This is a genomic window from Xanthomonas sp. NCPPB 2250 (assembly GCF_056725265.1).
This window is the reverse complement of sequence record NZ_CM161520.1, coordinates 680130-695595: the sequence shown is the minus strand read 5'-3', so window position 1 is coordinate 695595 and position 15466 is coordinate 680130. Positions and strand designations below refer to the sequence as shown.

The 15466-nt window shown below is 71.0% G+C and carries 12 protein-coding genes; 7 read left to right on the top strand and 5 right to left on the bottom strand.

Annotated elements, in window-relative coordinates:
- Positions 1-30: 30 nt before the first annotated feature.
- Together AC1PMG_RS03010 and AC1PMG_RS03005 are read left to right on the top strand one after the other, a co-directional pair.
- Positions 31-1602, top strand: coding sequence for a M4 family metallopeptidase (locus AC1PMG_RS03010; RefSeq protein WP_481110610.1), 1572 nt, complete (start codon positions 31-33; stop codon positions 1600-1602).
- Positions 1603-2286: 684 nt separating this feature from the next.
- Entirely contained in the window at positions 2287-3573 is a 1287-nt protein-coding gene (locus AC1PMG_RS03005) for a DEAD/DEAH box helicase (protein WP_481110609.1), read from the top strand.
- A 323-nt stretch (positions 3574-3896) separates the two neighbouring features.
- On the opposite strand, the gene AC1PMG_RS03000 is transcribed toward AC1PMG_RS03005, so the two are convergent.
- Positions 3897-4226 (bottom strand): DUF6172 family protein, encoded by a 330-nt coding sequence (locus AC1PMG_RS03000; RefSeq protein WP_017909718.1) that lies wholly within the window; start codon positions 4224-4226, stop codon positions 3897-3899.
- Positions 4227-4391: 165 nt separating this feature from the next.
- On the opposite strand from AC1PMG_RS03000, the gene AC1PMG_RS02995 reads away from it, so the two are divergent.
- Positions 4392-5153 carry an SDR family NAD(P)-dependent oxidoreductase gene (locus AC1PMG_RS02995; RefSeq protein WP_481110608.1) on the top strand — a complete coding sequence of 254 codons (762 nt, stop codon included), beginning with the start codon at positions 4392-4394 and terminating at the stop codon, positions 5151-5153.
- 208 nt (positions 5154-5361) lie between these two features.
- On the opposite strand, the gene AC1PMG_RS02990 is transcribed toward AC1PMG_RS02995, so the two are convergent.
- Positions 5362-5994 (bottom strand): Rossmann-fold NAD(P)-binding domain-containing protein, encoded by a 633-nt coding sequence (locus tag AC1PMG_RS02990; protein WP_481110607.1) that lies wholly within the window; start codon positions 5992-5994, stop codon positions 5362-5364.
- Positions 5995-6744: 750 nt separating this feature from the next.
- Here AC1PMG_RS02990 and AC1PMG_RS02985 point away from each other — a divergent pair.
- Entirely contained in the window at positions 6745-7671 is a 927-nt protein-coding gene (locus tag AC1PMG_RS02985) for a carbohydrate kinase family protein (protein WP_148828758.1), read from the top strand.
- 91 nt (positions 7672-7762) lie between these two features.
- The gene (locus AC1PMG_RS02980) at positions 7763-8263 is read left to right on the top strand and encodes an MgtC/SapB family protein (RefSeq protein WP_481110606.1); all 501 of its coding nucleotides are present in this window, start codon (positions 7763-7765) and stop codon (positions 8261-8263) included.
- On the opposite strand, the gene AC1PMG_RS02975 is transcribed toward AC1PMG_RS02980, so the two are convergent.
- The gene (locus AC1PMG_RS02975; RefSeq protein WP_481110605.1) at positions 8224-8850 is read right to left on the bottom strand and encodes a ParB-like protein; all 627 of its coding nucleotides are present in this window, start codon (positions 8848-8850) and stop codon (positions 8224-8226) included. The genes AC1PMG_RS02980 and AC1PMG_RS02975 overlap by 40 nt on opposite strands.
- Before the next feature lie 621 nt (positions 8851-9471).
- Between AC1PMG_RS02975 and AC1PMG_RS02970 the strand changes: the two genes are divergently transcribed.
- Positions 9472-11082: a diguanylate cyclase gene (locus AC1PMG_RS02970; RefSeq protein WP_481110604.1), complete on the top strand. Its 1611-nt coding sequence runs from the start codon at positions 9472-9474 to the stop codon at positions 11080-11082.
- Positions 11083-11199: 117 nt separating this feature from the next.
- On the opposite strand, the gene AC1PMG_RS02965 is transcribed toward AC1PMG_RS02970, so the two are convergent.
- Entirely contained in the window at positions 11200-12102 is a 903-nt protein-coding gene (locus tag AC1PMG_RS02965; RefSeq protein WP_481110603.1) for a DUF808 domain-containing protein, read from the bottom strand.
- A gap of 140 nt (positions 12103-12242) precedes the next feature.
- Between AC1PMG_RS02965 and AC1PMG_RS02960 the strand changes: the two genes are divergently transcribed.
- Positions 12243-13868 (top strand): dihydroxyacetone kinase subunit DhaK, encoded by a 1626-nt coding sequence (locus AC1PMG_RS02960; RefSeq protein ID WP_481110602.1) that lies wholly within the window; start codon positions 12243-12245, stop codon positions 13866-13868.
- 373 nt (positions 13869-14241) lie between these two features.
- On the opposite strand, the gene AC1PMG_RS02955 is transcribed toward AC1PMG_RS02960, so the two are convergent.
- Positions 14242-15390 carry an XAC2610-related protein gene (locus AC1PMG_RS02955; RefSeq protein ID WP_481110601.1) on the bottom strand — a complete coding sequence of 383 codons (1149 nt, stop codon included), beginning with the start codon at positions 15388-15390 and terminating at the stop codon, positions 14242-14244.
- Between the last annotated feature and the right edge of the window lie 76 nt (positions 15391-15466).

The following is a 15466-nucleotide window of genomic DNA, read 5'->3' as shown; positions in this document are numbered from 1 at the left end:
CTTCCTTCTTGCGTTCGAGGATTTCCGCTCATGACTCTGCCACGTCGTCATCGTCCGTCGGTGCTGCTGCCCTCCCTGCTGCTCGCGCTCGCCGCCACCTCCGCCAGCGCCGCACAACGCGTGGATCTGCACGCCAAGAATCCGGACACGCTCGGTACCCAGTACCGCAGCGCCGCCGCGCGCGTGGGCGGCATTCCGGCCGCGGCCGCGGTGCGCCATGCCGAACTGATCGGGCTGGACGCCGAGTCCGCGCTCACGTTGCTCGGCAGCAGCGAAGATGCCGACGGCACCGTGCACCGCCGCTACCAGCAGACCTTCCGCGGCATTCCGGTGTGGGGCGAGCAGGTGATCGTCAGCGAGCGCGCCGACGGCAGCGTGCGCAGCCTGTTCGGGCGTTCGGTGGCCGGGCTGGCCAGCGAGTTGCCGGCGACTGCCGCCAATGCGCCCAGCGCCACGCTGACGGCCGACCGTGCGTTGCTGCTGGCGCAGCGCGTCGCGCTGGGCACCGCGCAGGCCGAGCGCCGCATCGAACGCGCGCAGGCGCCGCAGATGATCTACCTCGACGACAGCGACCGCGCGCACCTGGCCTACGTGGTGTCGTTCTTCGCCGATGCGCCGAACGGCGGCGCGCCGAGCCGGCCGTTCGTCATCGTGGATGCGCGCAGCGGCGCCATCCTCAAGCAGTGGGACGCGCTGACCACGCGCGACGCCACCGGCCCCGGCGGCAACGCCAAGACCGGCCAGTACGAGTACGGCAGCGACAGCATCCACGGCTTCCTGGAGGTGGACGACAACTGCCGCATGCAGAACAGCAACGTCAAGTCGGTGAACCTCAACGGCGGCAGCTCCGGCACCACCGCGTACCAATTCACCTGCCCGCGCAACACCTACAAGACCATCAACGGCGGCTACTCGCCGATCAACGACGCGCACTACTTCGGCGGCGTGATCGAGAAGATGTACCGCAGCTACGTCGGCGTGGCACCGCTGACCTTCCAACTGGTGATGCGGGTGCATTACGGCACGCGCTACGAGAACGCGTTCTGGAACGGCTCGACGATGAACTTCGGCGACGGCAACACGCGCTTCTATCCGCTGGTCAGTGCCGACGTCGCCGGCCACGAGGTCTCGCACGGCTTCACCGAGCAGCATTCCAACCTCACCTATTCGGGCCAGTCCGGCGGCATCAACGAGGCGTTCTCGGACATGGCCGGCGAGGCTACCGAGTACTACCTCAAGGGCACGAACGACTTCAAGGTGGGCACCGAGATCTTCAAGGCCAACGGTGCGCTGCGCTACATGGCCAACCCGACGCAGGACGGCAGCTCAATCGACAACGCCGCCAACTACCGCAGCGGCCTGGACGTGCATTACTCCTCGGGCGTCTACAACAAGGCGTTCTACACCCTGGCCACCACCTCCGGCTGGAACACGCGCAGCGCCTTCGAAGTGTTCGCCCGCGCCAACCAGTTGTACTGGACGCCCAGCACCAGCTTCAACAGCGGCGCCTGCGGCGTGCAGACCGCAGCGAGCGACCTGAGCCGCTCGGTGACCGCGGTGCGCAATGCCTTCGCCGCGGTCGGCGTGAGCTGCCCGCAGTAACGTACCCGCTCGCGCACGGCCATCCGCGTGGATGGCCGTGCGTTGCAGTTCGGGATTGGGGATTGGGGATTGGGGATTGGGGATTGGCAACAGCTGTTCTCGCCGATCGTCGCGCAGGAGCGGCTCTTGTCCCCTTTTCGGAATCAGCCGTGACGGGCGAAGCGGCGTGCTTTCCGATGCCGCAATGCGTCGGGACTGAAGTCCCTCCCACAGTGCACCCGGCGAGCTCGCCGCAAGCCCTTGTGGGAGCGGCTTCAGCCGCGATGGGCGAAGCGGCGTGCTTTCCGATGGCGCAATGCGTTGCGACTGAAGTCCCTCCCACAGTGCACCCGGCGAGCTCGCCGCAAGCACTTGTAGGAGCGGCTTCAGCAGCGACGGGCGAAGCGGTGTGCTTTCCGATGCCGCAATGCGTCGGGACTGAAGTCCCTCCCACAGTGCACCCGGCAAGCTCGCGGCAAGCCCTTGTAGGAGCGGCTTCAGCCGCGACGGGCGAAGCGGCGTGCTTTCCGATGGCGCAATGCGTCAGGACTGAAGTCCCTCCCACAGCGTAGCCGGCGAGTTCGCCGCAAGCCCTTTTGGGAGCGGCTTCAGCCGCGACGCGCGATCGTCAGACGCGTCACGACGGAAGCCGCGCGTACGCCGGGTCGGCGATACTGTCCAGTCTCACCTTCGCTGCCCCTCCCGATGCCGTTCGCTTCCCTCGGTCTGTCGCCCGCGCTGTATCCCGCCTTCGCCGCCGCGCTCGCGCGCGCCGGCTGGCAGACACCCACGCCGATCCAGCAGCAGGCCGTACCGCTCGTCGTCGCCGGCCACGATGTGCTGGCCATGGCGCAGACCGGTTCCGGCAAGACCGCGGCGTTCGCGTTGCCGCTGCTGCAGGCCTGCGCGCAGGCGGCCAGACCGGCGCGCTCCACCCGCGTGCTGGTGCTGGTGCCGACCCGCGAACTGGCGGTGCAGGTCGCCGATACCTTCGTCGCGCTGGGCCTGGAATTGCCGCGGCGGCCGCGGGTGGTGGTGGCGGTCGGCGGCGTCTCGATCAATCCGCAGATGCTGGCGCTGCGCGGCGGCGCCGACGTGGTCGTGGCCACGCCCGGGCGCCTGCTCGACCTGCTGGCGCAGCGCGCGCTGCAACTGGACGCGGTGGCGCACCTGGTGCTGGACGAGGCCGATCGCCTGCTTGACCTGGGCTTCGGCGCCGAGCTGGAGCGGCTGCTGCAGTTGCTGCCGCAGACGCGGCAGACCCTGCTGTTCTCGGCCACCCTGCCGGCCCCGATCGCGGCGCTGGCCACGCACCTGCTGCGCGCGCCGCGGCGAATCGGCGACGACACCGATGCCGCGCCGATCCCGGCGACGCTGCGCCAGCGCGCCATCGAGGTCGACGACGGGCGTCGCCTGGCCTTGCTGCAGCATCTGCTGGAACAGGAAGCGTGGCCACGCGCACTGGTGTTCGTCGCCAGCCGGCGCAGCGCCGAGCAGGTCGCCACGGCGCTGGCCAAGGCCGGCATCGCCGCGCAGCCACTGCACGGCGACCTCGCACAAGGGCGGCGCCTGCGCACCCTGGACGCGTTCCGCCAGCAGCAGGTGCGGGTGCTGGTGACCACCGACCTGGCCGCGCGCGGCATCGACATCGCCGCGCTGCCGGTGGTGGTGAACTACGATCTGCCGCGGTCCACCGCGGACTACACCCATCGCATCGGCCGCAGCGCGCGCGCCGGCGCCGAGGGCCAGGCGCTGAGCTTCGTCGACGCGGCCAGCGCGACGCATCTGCGCCTGATCGAAAAGCGGCAAGGCGTGCGCGTGCCGCGCGAACGCATTCCCGGTTTCGAGCCGACGCCTGCGCCGGTACCGGCCACCGCGGTGGCCACGGAGGCGACCGCTTCCACCGGCGGCATCAAGGGCAAGCGACCGAGCAAGAAGGACCGGCTGCGCGCGGCGCGTGCGCAGGACGGGGAGCCGCCCGCGAGCGGCTGAGCGGCGCCGCGTGGGCTGTACCACGCTTTGCTGCAGCATCCGTCGCGACACAGACGCGTGCTGAGATCAGACAAGTTCTCGACCGGAACATCAGGACGACCGTGTCGCCATGCGACGCAGGCTTGTCGGACGGATCCGACCAAGAACGCCAGGAGCGTCCGCGCCAACGCGTGCCTCAGTCAGCCCGCCGGCCAGAAACGCCTGGAAGGCCTGCAGCACCGCGGCAAGCGCTGCGGCGATGCCAGACGGCGCGGGCAGTGGCGTGGCGTCGCACGTCGCTGCCACGGCGCCGCCCCAGGCGCGACAGGCGCGCCGGATCGCGCTCAGTCCTCGAAGGGATCGTGCTCGCTTTCGTCCTGGCCACCCTTGGCCCGCGGCGGCCGCGTGCACGCGCGGCTGCGGATTTCCACGTAGAACTGCTCGCCGCCGGCGGCGACCAGCGCGTCGACCGCACGCAGCAGCTCGGCCGGCGGCAGCACCGCGGCGGTGGCTTCCTCGGTGCCGAACAGGGTGTCGAAATCCCAGTAGTCCGCACCGGCCGGCAAGGTCTTGCGGCGCTCGCGGCGGATGTACTTGCGGATGTCGTGCTTGGCGGCGTCGAGCAGGCGGTCGGGATGCTTGCCTTCGATGCGGAGCCGGTAGGTCTTCTTCACTGCGGGAAATCCTGGAAAGGGAATGCGGCGGTCATCGCAGGGCGACGGCGCGGCGGGCGCACCGACTTACGGCGCGTACGACGGCCGCCATGGTGCCAGAAGCGGCCACGCGCTGCGGATTGCGCGGATAATCGGCGCACGCCCCACGGCATGCAGGAGCCACCGATGACCGATCCGTCCGCTTTCGCGGGATACCGCGTGCTCGTCGCCGGCGCCAGCCGCGGGATCGGCCTGGCGATCGCCGATGCCTTCGCCCGCCATGGCGCCGCCGTGGCGATCTGCGCGCGCAGTTCCGCGCCGCTGGCCGACGCCGCCGCGCAGTTGCAGCGCCACGGCCACCCGGTCGCGGCGCAGTGCTGCGACCTGGCCGACGCCGCGCAGATCCAGACCTGGGTGGCGCAGGCCGCGGACGCACTGGGTGGCATCGACGTGATGATCAACAACGCCTCCGGCTACGGCCATGGCGACGACGATGCGAGCTGGCAGGCCGGCTTCGACATCGACCTGATGGCCGCGGTGCGCTGCAACCGCGCCGCGTTGCCGCAGCTGCGCGCCAGCGGCCGTGGCTGCATCCTCAACATCAGTTCGATCAACGGCCTGCGCCCGACGCCGCGGGTGCCGGCGTACTCGGCGGCGAAGGCGGCGCTGAACTACTACACGACCACGCTGGCGACGCAGCTGGCGCGCGAGCGGATCCGGGTCAATGCGATCGCACCCGGCTCCATCGAGTTCCCTGGCGGCCTGTGGGAGCAACGCCGCCAGCAGCAGCCCGAGCTGTACCGGCAGATCCGCGCCAGCATTCCGTTCGGCGCCTTCGGCGCGATCGACGATGTCGCCAACGCGGCGCTGTTCCTGGCCTCGCCGCAGGCACGCTGGATCACCGGCCAGGTGCTGGCGGTGGACGGCGGGCAGTCGCTGGGCGCCTGAGGAGGCTCGGTTTGCGGCCGCGTCCAGTGCGCGCGAGCGCGCTGCGGCGAGCGTGGGCTGCACGCGATGCAGCTGTGATGTGGCCTGGCGCCGGCGTCACGCCGCGGACGACCGCACAGAGAAGTCGCCTAAACGTCAATTGGCAGGCAACGCTGCGGACTCGCGAACGCCACTCCAATCCCGAATCCCCACTCCCCAATCCCAGCTCCTAAACCAACTGCGCCGCATCGACGACCTGCACGCCCGGGCGCGGCTGCAGCGCGGCCGCGACCAGCGCCGCGGCGATGCGTTCGGCCGGATTGATCCGGTAGCGTCGCGGCAGCAGCGGCCCGAGCGCACGCAACACCACGCTGGCGGCATGCTCGCCGCGGCGCCGTTGCGCACGCTCGCCGCCGATCAGGCCCGGCCGCACCAGGGTCAGCGACGGAAAGCCGAGCGCGCGCAGGTCGTGTTCCAACTCGCCCTTGACCCGGTTGTAGAAGGCCCATGACTGCGGATCCGCCCCCAGCGCCGAGTTGAGCGCGAACGCTGCTGCGCCGTGCTCGCGCAGCAGCCGCGCGATCGCCAGCGGATAGGCGTGATCGACCCGGCGGAACGCCTCGCGCGAGCCGGCCTGGCGCATCGTGGTGCCGAGCGCGCAGATCGCTGCCTGTACCTGCCACCACGGCGCCTGCGCCGGCAGCGCGTCGAAGTCGAGCACCGGGTTGAGCAGCTTCGGATGGACCAGCGCCAGCGCGCGCCGGGTCGGCGCGATCACCGCGCTGCAGGCAGGGGCGGCCAGCAACTGGCGCAGCGCATGGCCACCGACCAGGCCGGTGGCGCCGGCGAGCAGGATGTTCATGGGGCGTCCTTGGAGGCTGGCGGGGGGAGGTGGCGACTATCGCAGGGGCGGCGGCAAGGCGTTGTGGGTGGGGTGTGCGGTCCATGAGGCGCTGCGCGCCCGTACCCTCACCCCAACCCCTCTCCCGACGGGAGAGGGGCTTTGGCTGCTCCCTTCTCCCACCGGTAGAAGGTGCCCCGCAGGGGCGGATGAGGGTACGGGCGCCAGCCAGGCATCGCTCTTAAACGCCAGCATGCAACCAAGCGCGCCAGCACAGCGCCGGCCGCTCGTCTCCAGGAACCATGAGGTGCTGCGCGCCCGTACCCTCACCCCAACCCCTCTCCCGGGGGGAGAGGGGCTTTGGCTTTTCCCTTCTCCCACCGGGACCATGGCCCCCTTTTCGGGGGAAGGTGCCCCGCAGGGGCGGATGAGGGTACGGGTGCCAGCCAGGCATCACTCCTGAACGCCAGCATGCAGCCAAGCGCGCCAGCACAGCGCCGGCCGCTCGTCTCCAGGAACCATGAGGCGCTGCGCGCTCGTACCCTCACCCCAACCCCTCTCCCGACGGGAGAGGGGCTTTGGCTTTTCCCTTCTCCCACCGGGAGAAGGTGCCCCGCAGGGGCGGATGAGGGTACGGCGGCCCATCCAGGCGCCCATCCCACATGGCAGCCCAGCAGTCCACCCCACCCGGTCGCCGCGCCGCAGCAGGTACGCCACAATAGCCGCCCCATCGCGCCGGCCGGCGCGCTGCAACCTATGAGGAGCGGTTCGATGTTCGTGGTGTGCGGAGAGGCCTTGTACGACATCTTCATCGACGGCTACGCCGGCACCTCGGTCGGGATGACCGCGCGCCAGGGCGGTTCGCCGTTCAACGTGGCGATCGGCCTGGCCCGCCTGGGCGCGCCGTCGGCGCTGTTCACCGGCCTGTCCACCGATCCGCTCGGCCGCCAGCTGCGCGCCACCCTCGAAGGTGAGGGCGTGGCCCTGGACTACTGCATCGACAAGCGCGAGGCCACCACCCTGGTGATGGTCGCGCTCGACGCCGGCGGCGTGCCCAACTACGCCTTCTACGGCACCGGCTGCGCCGATCGCGCGCTGACCGAGGCCGACCTGCCGGCGCTGGACGCGCGCGTCGGCGGCCTGCATTTCGGTTCCTACACCTTGGTCGCCGAGACCACCGCCAGCACCTTCCAGGCACTGGCCGAGCGCGAGCGCGGGCAGCGGCTGATCTCGCTGGACCCGAACGTACGGCCGACGGTGGAGCCGGACATGGCGGTGTGGCGCGCGCGGCTGGCGCGCTGGATCGCGCTGGCGCACGTGGTCAAGGTCAGCCAGGAGGACATCGAACTGCTCTATCCGCAGCAGGATCCGTTCGCCATCGCCCGCAGCTGGCTGCAGCAGGGGCCGTCGCTGGTGGTGATGACCCTCGGCGGCGACGGCGCGGTGGCGTGGCGCGGCGACAGCGAAGCGCGCGTGCCCGGCCGCGTGGTGCAGGTGGTCGATACGGTCGGCGCCGGCGACAGCTTCCAGGCGGCGCTGCTGCAGCAGTTGCCCGACCCGGCCGCACTGGCGGCGCTGGGCAGCGAGCCGGCCGCGCTGGAGCGCCTGCTGCAGTTCTGCGTGGCCGCCGCGGCGATCAACTGCACCCGCGCCGGCGCCAACCCGCCCAGCCTGGACGACGTCCGCGCCGCGCTCTGAGGCCGGCCCACGGCATGCACGCAGTGCCCGCGAACGGGTTGCCTATGATGGGCCGGCCGCCTGCGGCGACACACCCACCGGGAGACCTGCCTTGACCGACCTGTCCGAGATCGCCGTGCGCCTGGGGATCGCCGCCCTCGCCGGCGCGGCGATCGGGTTGAACCGCGACCTGCACGGCAAGCCGATCGGCATCCGCACGCTGGGCCTGGTCGGCCTGGCCACCGCGATGGTGGTGCTGCTGGCCGACCCGCTCGGCAAGGGCGGCTTCACCGATGCCGGCAGCCGCGTCATCCAGGGCATCCTGACCGGCATCGGTTTCCTCGGCGCCGGCGTCATCTATCACACCCAGAAACATGTGCGGGTGCATGGCCTGACCAGCGCCGCCTGCGTCTGGCTCACCGCCTGCGTCGGCATCATGTGCGGCGCCGGCCAGTGGCAGATCGTGGTCGTGTCGCTGGCCATCGCCTTCGTCATCCTGCTGTTCGGCGGCCGCGTCGAACGCGCCTTGCACGCGCTTCTGGGCGGCAGGCCGATGCATGACGCCACGCCGGATCAGTCGTCGGACAACGGCCCGCACCAGCCCGGCAAATAACTCGCCTCCTTGCTCTTGGCGAGCGCGAGCGCGGTCTCCATGGAACGGGCGAAATCCTCCTTGACGTCGCGGCGCCGCAGCCGGCGGCGGAACAGGTCGGCCCACAGGAACTCGCTGAACGGCGTGGTGTCCTTGGCGTAGCCACCGGCGCGGCGCACCTCGCCGGCGAGGCTGCGGTAGGGATCGTCCTTCAGATCGGCGATCGACGTGGGCATGTCCTTGAACGGGCGGCGCTCGCCCTTGGCGTCGTAGGGATAGGCCCAGCGGCGATGATCCAGCACGCTCCACAGCGCGGCCTTGTCGACCATGCTGAGGTCGGCGATCACCGTGACCAGGATGTCCTCCACCCCTTCGTCGTGCAGCGCCCGCGCCAGATGGTGGTGATCGACCACGTAGTAGCGGCCGTCCGGTCCCAGCACCACCGGGATCATATGCTTGCCGAGCAGCTCGGCCTGCTTGTGCTTGGAGGCCTGCGCGCGCCAGCGCTTGCGCTTCTCCTTCACCTCGCGCATGCCCACGGTCATCTGCGTGGGGCGCAGGGACAGGATCGGGACAGGGTGCAACAGCGGTTCGCGGGGATCGGCCATGCTCAGTCTCCGTGGAAGTGTGCGCGCCGGCGCCAGGCGCGGCCGCCAGAGTGCCAGCGTCGTGCGCGTTCTGCACAGCGCCGCGGCACGCGCTCCCCTCTCCCTCCGGGAGAGGGGCTGGGGGTGAGGGTGCGACCGCCGCGGAGCTTTCTTCCCCAGACACCTCCCCAGCAACTCGCGCCCTCATCCGCCCCTTCGGGGCACCTTCCCCCGAAAAGGGGGCCATGGTCCCGGTGGGAGAAGGAAAGGCACCGGCGCCGAGGGACCACGTTGCTCCCCTTTCCCACCGGGAGAGGGGTTGGGGGTGAGGGTGCGACGGCTAGGGAACCTCTTCCCCCAGACACCTCCCTAGCGCCCCAACCCTCATCCGCCCCTTCGGGGCACCTTCCCCCGAAAAGGGGGCCATGGTCCCGGAGGGAGAAGGAAAGGGCGACCGCGCCACCTGACCAAGCCGCTCCCCTCTCCCACCGGGAGAGGGGCCGGGGGTGAGGGTACGGCCGCCATGGAGTGCGCTTCACAGAGCCGCCGTCCGCCGGCTCAAGCGCGCGCCGCCAGCGCCGATATCCAGTTCCTGAGCGCCAGCATGGGCGGCGCCTTGACCTTGGGGAGGAGCCGGCTGGCATGTCGGATCAACGCGACGAGCCGCCGATCAGCGGACTGCGCAAGCTGCTGTCGCCACGTCGGCGCGATCCCGCGCCGACGACGGCCGCGGGGCTGCCGGCGCGCGCGAAGGGGCACGGCCATGGGCACGCGCACGGCCCTGCGGCGACGCCCGCGGAGGCGGCCACCGATCCGGCTGCGGCCACCGCCGCGCTGATCCGCCTGTTCCAGCAGGCGCACGAGCCGCAGGGCCTGCTCGGCGCCTTCGCCGACGGCATGGCCTCGCTGCACGGCGAACTGGGCGACATGGGCCGGCGCCTGCAGTCGGCGGCGAGCAGCGGCGACTGGCCCAGCTACGGCCGCGCGTTGCGCCAGCTGATCGACAAGTACATCCGCACCATCGACGTCGACGACCCGCTGGCCGGGCCCAGCGACAGCGAGCGCCTGCGCGACCTGCTGCGGCAGACCGTGGCCGGCGCGCTGGCGGCGCTGCTGCACACCCTGCCCGAGCTCGCCGGCGAGGCCGAAGCCAGCGGCGAGGCGCTGCGCCAATGGCGTCCCGGGCAACCGCTGGAGCCGGTGGCGCAGCAGGTGCGCGAGCTGTGCCACCAGATCGCGTTGCGCGCCAACGACAGCCAGGAGCAACAGGCGCTGTTGCTGAGCCTGTTCGACCTGCTCCTGGAGAACGTCGGCGAACTGCTCGAAGACACCAGTTGGCTGCAGGGTCAGATCGCGGTGGTGCGCGATCTGATCGCCGGGCCGCTGGACCGCTACTCGATCGAGGAGGCGCGCGGCAGCCTGCGCGAGGTGATCTACAAGCAGGGCCTGCTCAAGCAGGGCATCGCCGAATCCAAGGAGGCGATGAAGGACCTGATGCTGAGCTTCGTCGCGGACCTGGACGGGATGGCCGCCAGCACCGGCGAATTCCACGACCGCATCGCCGACTATTCGCAGACCATCCGCGACGCGCGCAGCATCGCCGACCTCAACCGCCTGCTGCAGGAAGTGCTGCAGGACACCAGCCACGTCCAGGAACAGGCACTACGGGCGCGCGACCACCTGATCGCGGCACGCCAGGAAGTGGATGCGGCCGAACAGCGCATCCTGCGCCTGGAGCAGGAACTGCAGGACGTCAGCGGCCTGGTCCGGGTCGACCAACTCACCGGCGCGCTCAACCGCCGTGGCCTGGACGACCTGTTCGTGCGCGAACTGGTGCGCACCGAGCGCAGCGCGCAGCCACTGTGCGTGGCGATGCTGGACCTGGACGATTTCCGCCAGCTCAACGAGACCTACGGCCACCCCGGCGGCGACAGCGCGCTGCGCCACGTGGTGGAGGTGGCGCGTACCACCTTGCGCGCCAGCGATGCCATCGCCCGCTTCGGTGGCGAGGAGTTCGTGCTGCTGATGCCGGACTGCACGATCTTCGAGGCCAGCGCAGCGGTGACCCGGGTACAGCGCGCCCTGGCGCAGCGCGCAGTAGTGCACGAAGACCAGCGCGTGTTCGTCAGCTTCAGCGCCGGCGTCGCCCTGCGCCAGCCCGGCGAAGCGCAGGACGCGCTGATCCGCCGCGCCGACCGTGCGCTGTACGAGGCCAAGAAGGCCGGCAAGAACCGGGTGGTGTCGGCCGACTAGCGCCGGCTTTGCCGGCGCGGGATTGGGGAGTCGGTGTTTCGGGATTGGAGAGTCGGGATTGGGGATTCGCAAAAGCGGGAATGCGCGCCGCTGTTACGAATCCCGACTCTCCAATCCCTAATCCCTATGCCGCACCTTCTGCACGCCCAATACCACCGCCAGCACCACGGCGCCGGCCACGATTCCCACCACGGCATTCCCCAAGGCCAGCACCAGGCTGCCCAGCCCGCCGGTTGGGACGATGCCCTCGATGGCGTGGTGCAGCGGGCCGATGCTGTGCACCAGGATGCCGCCGCCGACCAGGAACATCGCCGCGGTGCCGGCGATCGACAGGGTGCGCATCAGCCACGGCGCCAGCCACAGGATGCCGCGGCCGATCGTCGCGGCGGCGGCGCCCTTGCGGCTCAGGTACAGGCCCAGGTCGTCGAGCTTGACGATGCCGGCGACCAGCCCGTAGACGCCGGCGGTCATCGCCAGCGCGATCGCCACCAACACCGCGAGCTGCTGCACGAACGGCACGCCGGCGACCACGCCCAGCGACAGCACGATGATCTCCGCCGAGAGGATGAAGTCGGTGCGGATCGCGCCCTTGACCTTGTCCTTCTCCAGCGCGACCACGTCCACCTGCTGGTCGGCCAGCGCCTGCACCTGCTGCGCGTGACGTTCCGCATCCTCCTCCTTCGAATGCAGGAAGCGGTGCGCCAGCTTCTCCACGCCCTCGAAGCACAGGAACGCGCCACCGATCATCATCAGCGGGGTGATCGCCCACGGCAGCCAGGCGCTGATCGCCAGCGCCGCCGGCACCAGGATCGCCTTGTTCAACAGCGATCCCTTGGCCACCGCCCACACCACCGGCAGTTCGCGGTCGGCGTTCACCCCGGTCACCTGCTGCGCGTTCAGCGCCAGGTCGTCGCCGAGCACGCCGGCGGTCTTCTTGGCCGCGACCTTGGTCAGCAGCGACACGTCGTCGAGCAGGGTGGCGATGTCGTCGAGCAGGGTGAACAGGCTGGCGCCGGCCATGCGGGGATTCCATTCGGGGTGAGCGGCGATTCTCGCCGATTCCGCCGACCAGGTGCGTGAGCAGGCCGGCCTCAACCGCGCGTAACGCCGGCCCGGCTATCGTGCGCCACACCGCCGCACGGCCTGCACAGGACACCCGCATGGACCAGTTCCTCACCGCCCCCCGCGCCATCGTCGACGACGTCCTCGCGGCCGCGGCCATGCTGCAACCGCTGCTGCTCTCGGAAACCGGCAGCGGCACCCGCATCGTGCTGCAGGCCGCGCGCGATCCACGCCGGGTCGCGGTGCTGTCTGGCGGTGGCGCCGGGCACGAACCGGCGCATGCCGGCTTTGTCGGCCCGGGCATGCTCAGCGGCGCCATCGCCGGCGACCTGTTCGCCTCGCCCGGCGTGGAAGCGGTGCTGGCGGCGATCCGCGCTTGCGCCGACGCGCCCGGCGTGCTGCTGGTGATCAAGAACTACACCGGCGACCGGCTCAACTTCGGCCTGGCCGCCGAGCGCGCCCGCGCCGAGGGCATCGACGTGGCCAGCGTGCTGGTCGCCGACGACATCGCCCTGCCCGACGCCGCGCAGCCGCGCGGCATCGCCGGCACGGTGCTGGTGCACAAGTACGTGGGCCACCTGGCGCGCGAGGGCGTGGCGCTGGCCGAACTGGCGCAGCGCGGCCAGGCCTTCGCCGACCGCCTGCTGTCGCTGGGCATGGCGCTGTCCAGTTGCAGCGTGCCCGGCCAGCACGCCGGCCGTCGCGCACCGGAACTGGGGCTGGGCATCCACAACGAGCCGGGGGCGCGACCGGTGCAGCCGGGCACGGTGGAAGAGGCGCTGGCGCTGGTGCTGGACCCGCTGCTGGCGCAGGCCGATGTCCGCCTCGGCGCCGACGCGCCGCTGGTGCTGATGCTCAACGACCTCGGCGGCTGCTCGACGCAGGAACTGGGCGTGCTGACGCGGCTGGCGCTGCAGCGCATCGGCGTCGCGCGGGTCGCGCTGATGCCGGTGCCGGCGGCGCTGATGACCTCGATGGACATGCACGGTTTCTCGATCACCCTCGGCCCGGCCGATGCCGACGTGCTGGCCGCGCTGCAGGCACCGGTGCAGACCCTGGGCTGGCCCGGCGTGCGTGTGCCGCGTGCGGTGCAGACCTTTGCGCCGGCACTGAAGCGCGACGACAGCCACCGCGATGGCGCGCGCGATGCGCGGTGCGCAGCGGCCCTGGGCCGGGTGGCGCAAGCCCTGATCGCCGCGCAGGCCGAGCTGGACGCGCTGGATGCGCGCAGCGGCGACGGCGACGCCGGCAGCACCTTCGCCGCCGGCGCGCGCGCCCTGCAGCAGGCGCTGGACACCGATGCGCTGGCCACCGGCGACGCCGCGGCATTGGCGCGCGGCCTCGCGGCGACGATCGAACACAGCATGGGCGGCTCCAGCGGCGTGCTGCTGTCGATCCTGTTCACCACCGCCGCCGGTGCACTGGCGGACGGACGCGACTGGGTGCAGGCGCTGCAGGCCGGCGTGGCGCGGATGCAGCATTACGGCGGCGCGCAACGCGGCGACCGCACCCTGCTCGATGCCCTGCTGCCGGCACTGGACGCCCTGGCACAGGGCGCCGACGTGGAGGCCGCCGCGCACGCCGCCCGCGCAGGCGCCGATGCCACCGCCCAGCTCACCCGCGCCGGCGCCGGCCGTGCCGCCGCGGTACCCGCGGACGCACTGCGCGGCGTGATCGACCCCGGCGCCGAAGCGGTGGCGCGCGCGTTCGCGGCTTGGCGTTGAAGCAGCCGGTCATGTCGGCCAACGCGGTTCAAGGCAGGCCTGGGTCACCCGGGACGGCAGGCGTTATCGGGAACGCCTGTCGCGGCTGAAGCCGCTCCTACGACAAGCCAGCACATGGCATGCGTAGCGTCATCACCGCACAGGCAGGCAGATCCGTATGCGCTGCAACAAGGGATCGATGGCCGTGTCGCCCCCCTCGTTGTAGGAGCGGCTTCAGCCGCGACAGGCTTCACCGGTCGCGGCTGAAGCCGCTCCTACAGATGGCGCCATCGGGGCTGCAATGGGCTGTCCGGGTGCACTGTGGGAGGGACGTCAGTCCCGACGCGCGCAAGCCGGAATCGCCAGCTGCTTCGGAGCAATGCCCCGTCGCTCCCTACTCCGCCGACGCCGCCTCCAGCACCTGCGCCACCGCCTGCAGCGAGCCATGCACCGAACCGGGCTGCAGCGCCAGCGGCTGGGTCTTGCCGCGCACCACCACATCCATGCGCTGCGGCACGCCCTGCGCGTTGCCGACGATGCGGTAGGTGGTGTCGCCACGCGCGAAGCTGAGCAGATGGCGGTCGGCGTCGTAGTCCATCGCCTCGCCCTGCGCGTCCGGATACAGCAGGTCCACCCGCTGCTGCGCGCCGATCGCCGCATAGAACGGCTTGCTGCTGCCGCCGTCGCCGACATTGGCGAACACCACGATGCGCTTGCCGGCCGGCGCCAGGCGAAACTCGAGCAGGATCTTGCGCTCGCCCGCGGTGGTGCCGCCCTGCTCGTCCCACAGGTAGTGCGTGTCGGCCACGCGCTTGCCGGCACGGTCGCGGTACACCGTCTCCTGCGCCAGGCCCGGTCCCTCGCTGCGCGCATCCTCCACCACCTCGCGCTCCAGCAGCGGCGCGCCGTCGCGTACCGAATACGTCGCGTACTGGTGCCAGCAACAGCCATCCTTGGTCATGGTGTGGATCTCGCGGGCCTTGGCATCCACCTGGAACAGGCCGCAGTTGCTCTGCGCCAGTTCGGTGAAACCGGGGCTGGCCTCGAAGCCGTCGGCGGTGCCCAGGTACACCTGGTAGGACGGGCCGTGATAGCAGCTGTTCTGCCCGTCCATCACCGCCAGATCCTTGATCCCGTCGAAATTGAAGTCGGCGTAGATCAGCACGCTCTGCTCGCCGTATGGCAACTCGTGCACGTTGGCCTTGACCTTGCCGCTCTTCGCATCGGTGTCCAGCACCAGCTCCGGCGAGGCCACTTCGAGCAGCGGCGTGGCATTGCCGCGGTCAAACACGCGCACGATCCCGGGCCGGAACACCCCGTCGTTGTCCTCCACTTCAAGCGTTGCGCGGTAGCGGTCGGAAAAGTCCTGCAGCGCGTAGCTGCGGCGCTTGCTGGCGGCGAAGGCCTTGGCGTCGAAATCCTCGCCGGCATAGCGCTGAGGCGCAGCCGCGGCGGTCGCATTCGCCGACAGCAGCACCGCCAGCAGCGCGCACGCGGCAAGGACAGCGGCACGACGGACGGCGGGCAAAACGACGACGGACATGGCAGCGCTCCGGGCAGGTGACGGGGAGCGCCCAGGGTAAGCCGGGCCGCGGCACCGGAACAGGGGCGGCCGACCG

Coding starts and splice junctions, on each gene's coding strand:
- AC1PMG_RS03010 (WP_481110610.1), top strand. CDS start 31: ATGACTCTGCCACGTCGTCATCGTCCGTCGGTGCTGCTGCCCTCCCTG.
- AC1PMG_RS02970 (WP_481110604.1), top strand. CDS start 9,472: ATGTCGGATCAACGCGACGAGCCGCCGATCAGCGGACTGCGCAAGCTG.
- AC1PMG_RS02985 (WP_148828758.1), top strand. CDS start 6,745: ATGTTCGTGGTGTGCGGAGAGGCCTTGTACGACATCTTCATCGACGGC.
- AC1PMG_RS02995 (WP_481110608.1), top strand. CDS start 4,392: ATGACCGATCCGTCCGCTTTCGCGGGATACCGCGTGCTCGTCGCCGGC.
- AC1PMG_RS03005 (WP_481110609.1), top strand. CDS start 2,287: ATGCCGTTCGCTTCCCTCGGTCTGTCGCCCGCGCTGTATCCCGCCTTC.
- AC1PMG_RS02965 (WP_481110603.1), bottom strand. CDS start 12,102: ATGGCCGGCGCCAGCCTGTTCACCCTGCTCGACGACATCGCCACCCTG.
- AC1PMG_RS02960 (WP_481110602.1), top strand. CDS start 12,243: ATGGACCAGTTCCTCACCGCCCCCCGCGCCATCGTCGACGACGTCCTC.
- AC1PMG_RS02975 (WP_481110605.1), bottom strand. CDS start 8,850: ATGGCCGATCCCCGCGAACCGCTGTTGCACCCTGTCCCGATCCTGTCC.
- AC1PMG_RS02990 (WP_481110607.1), bottom strand. CDS start 5,994: ATGAACATCCTGCTCGCCGGCGCCACCGGCCTGGTCGGTGGCCATGCG.
- AC1PMG_RS02955 (WP_481110601.1), bottom strand. CDS start 15,390: ATGTCCGTCGTCGTTTTGCCCGCCGTCCGTCGTGCCGCTGTCCTTGCC.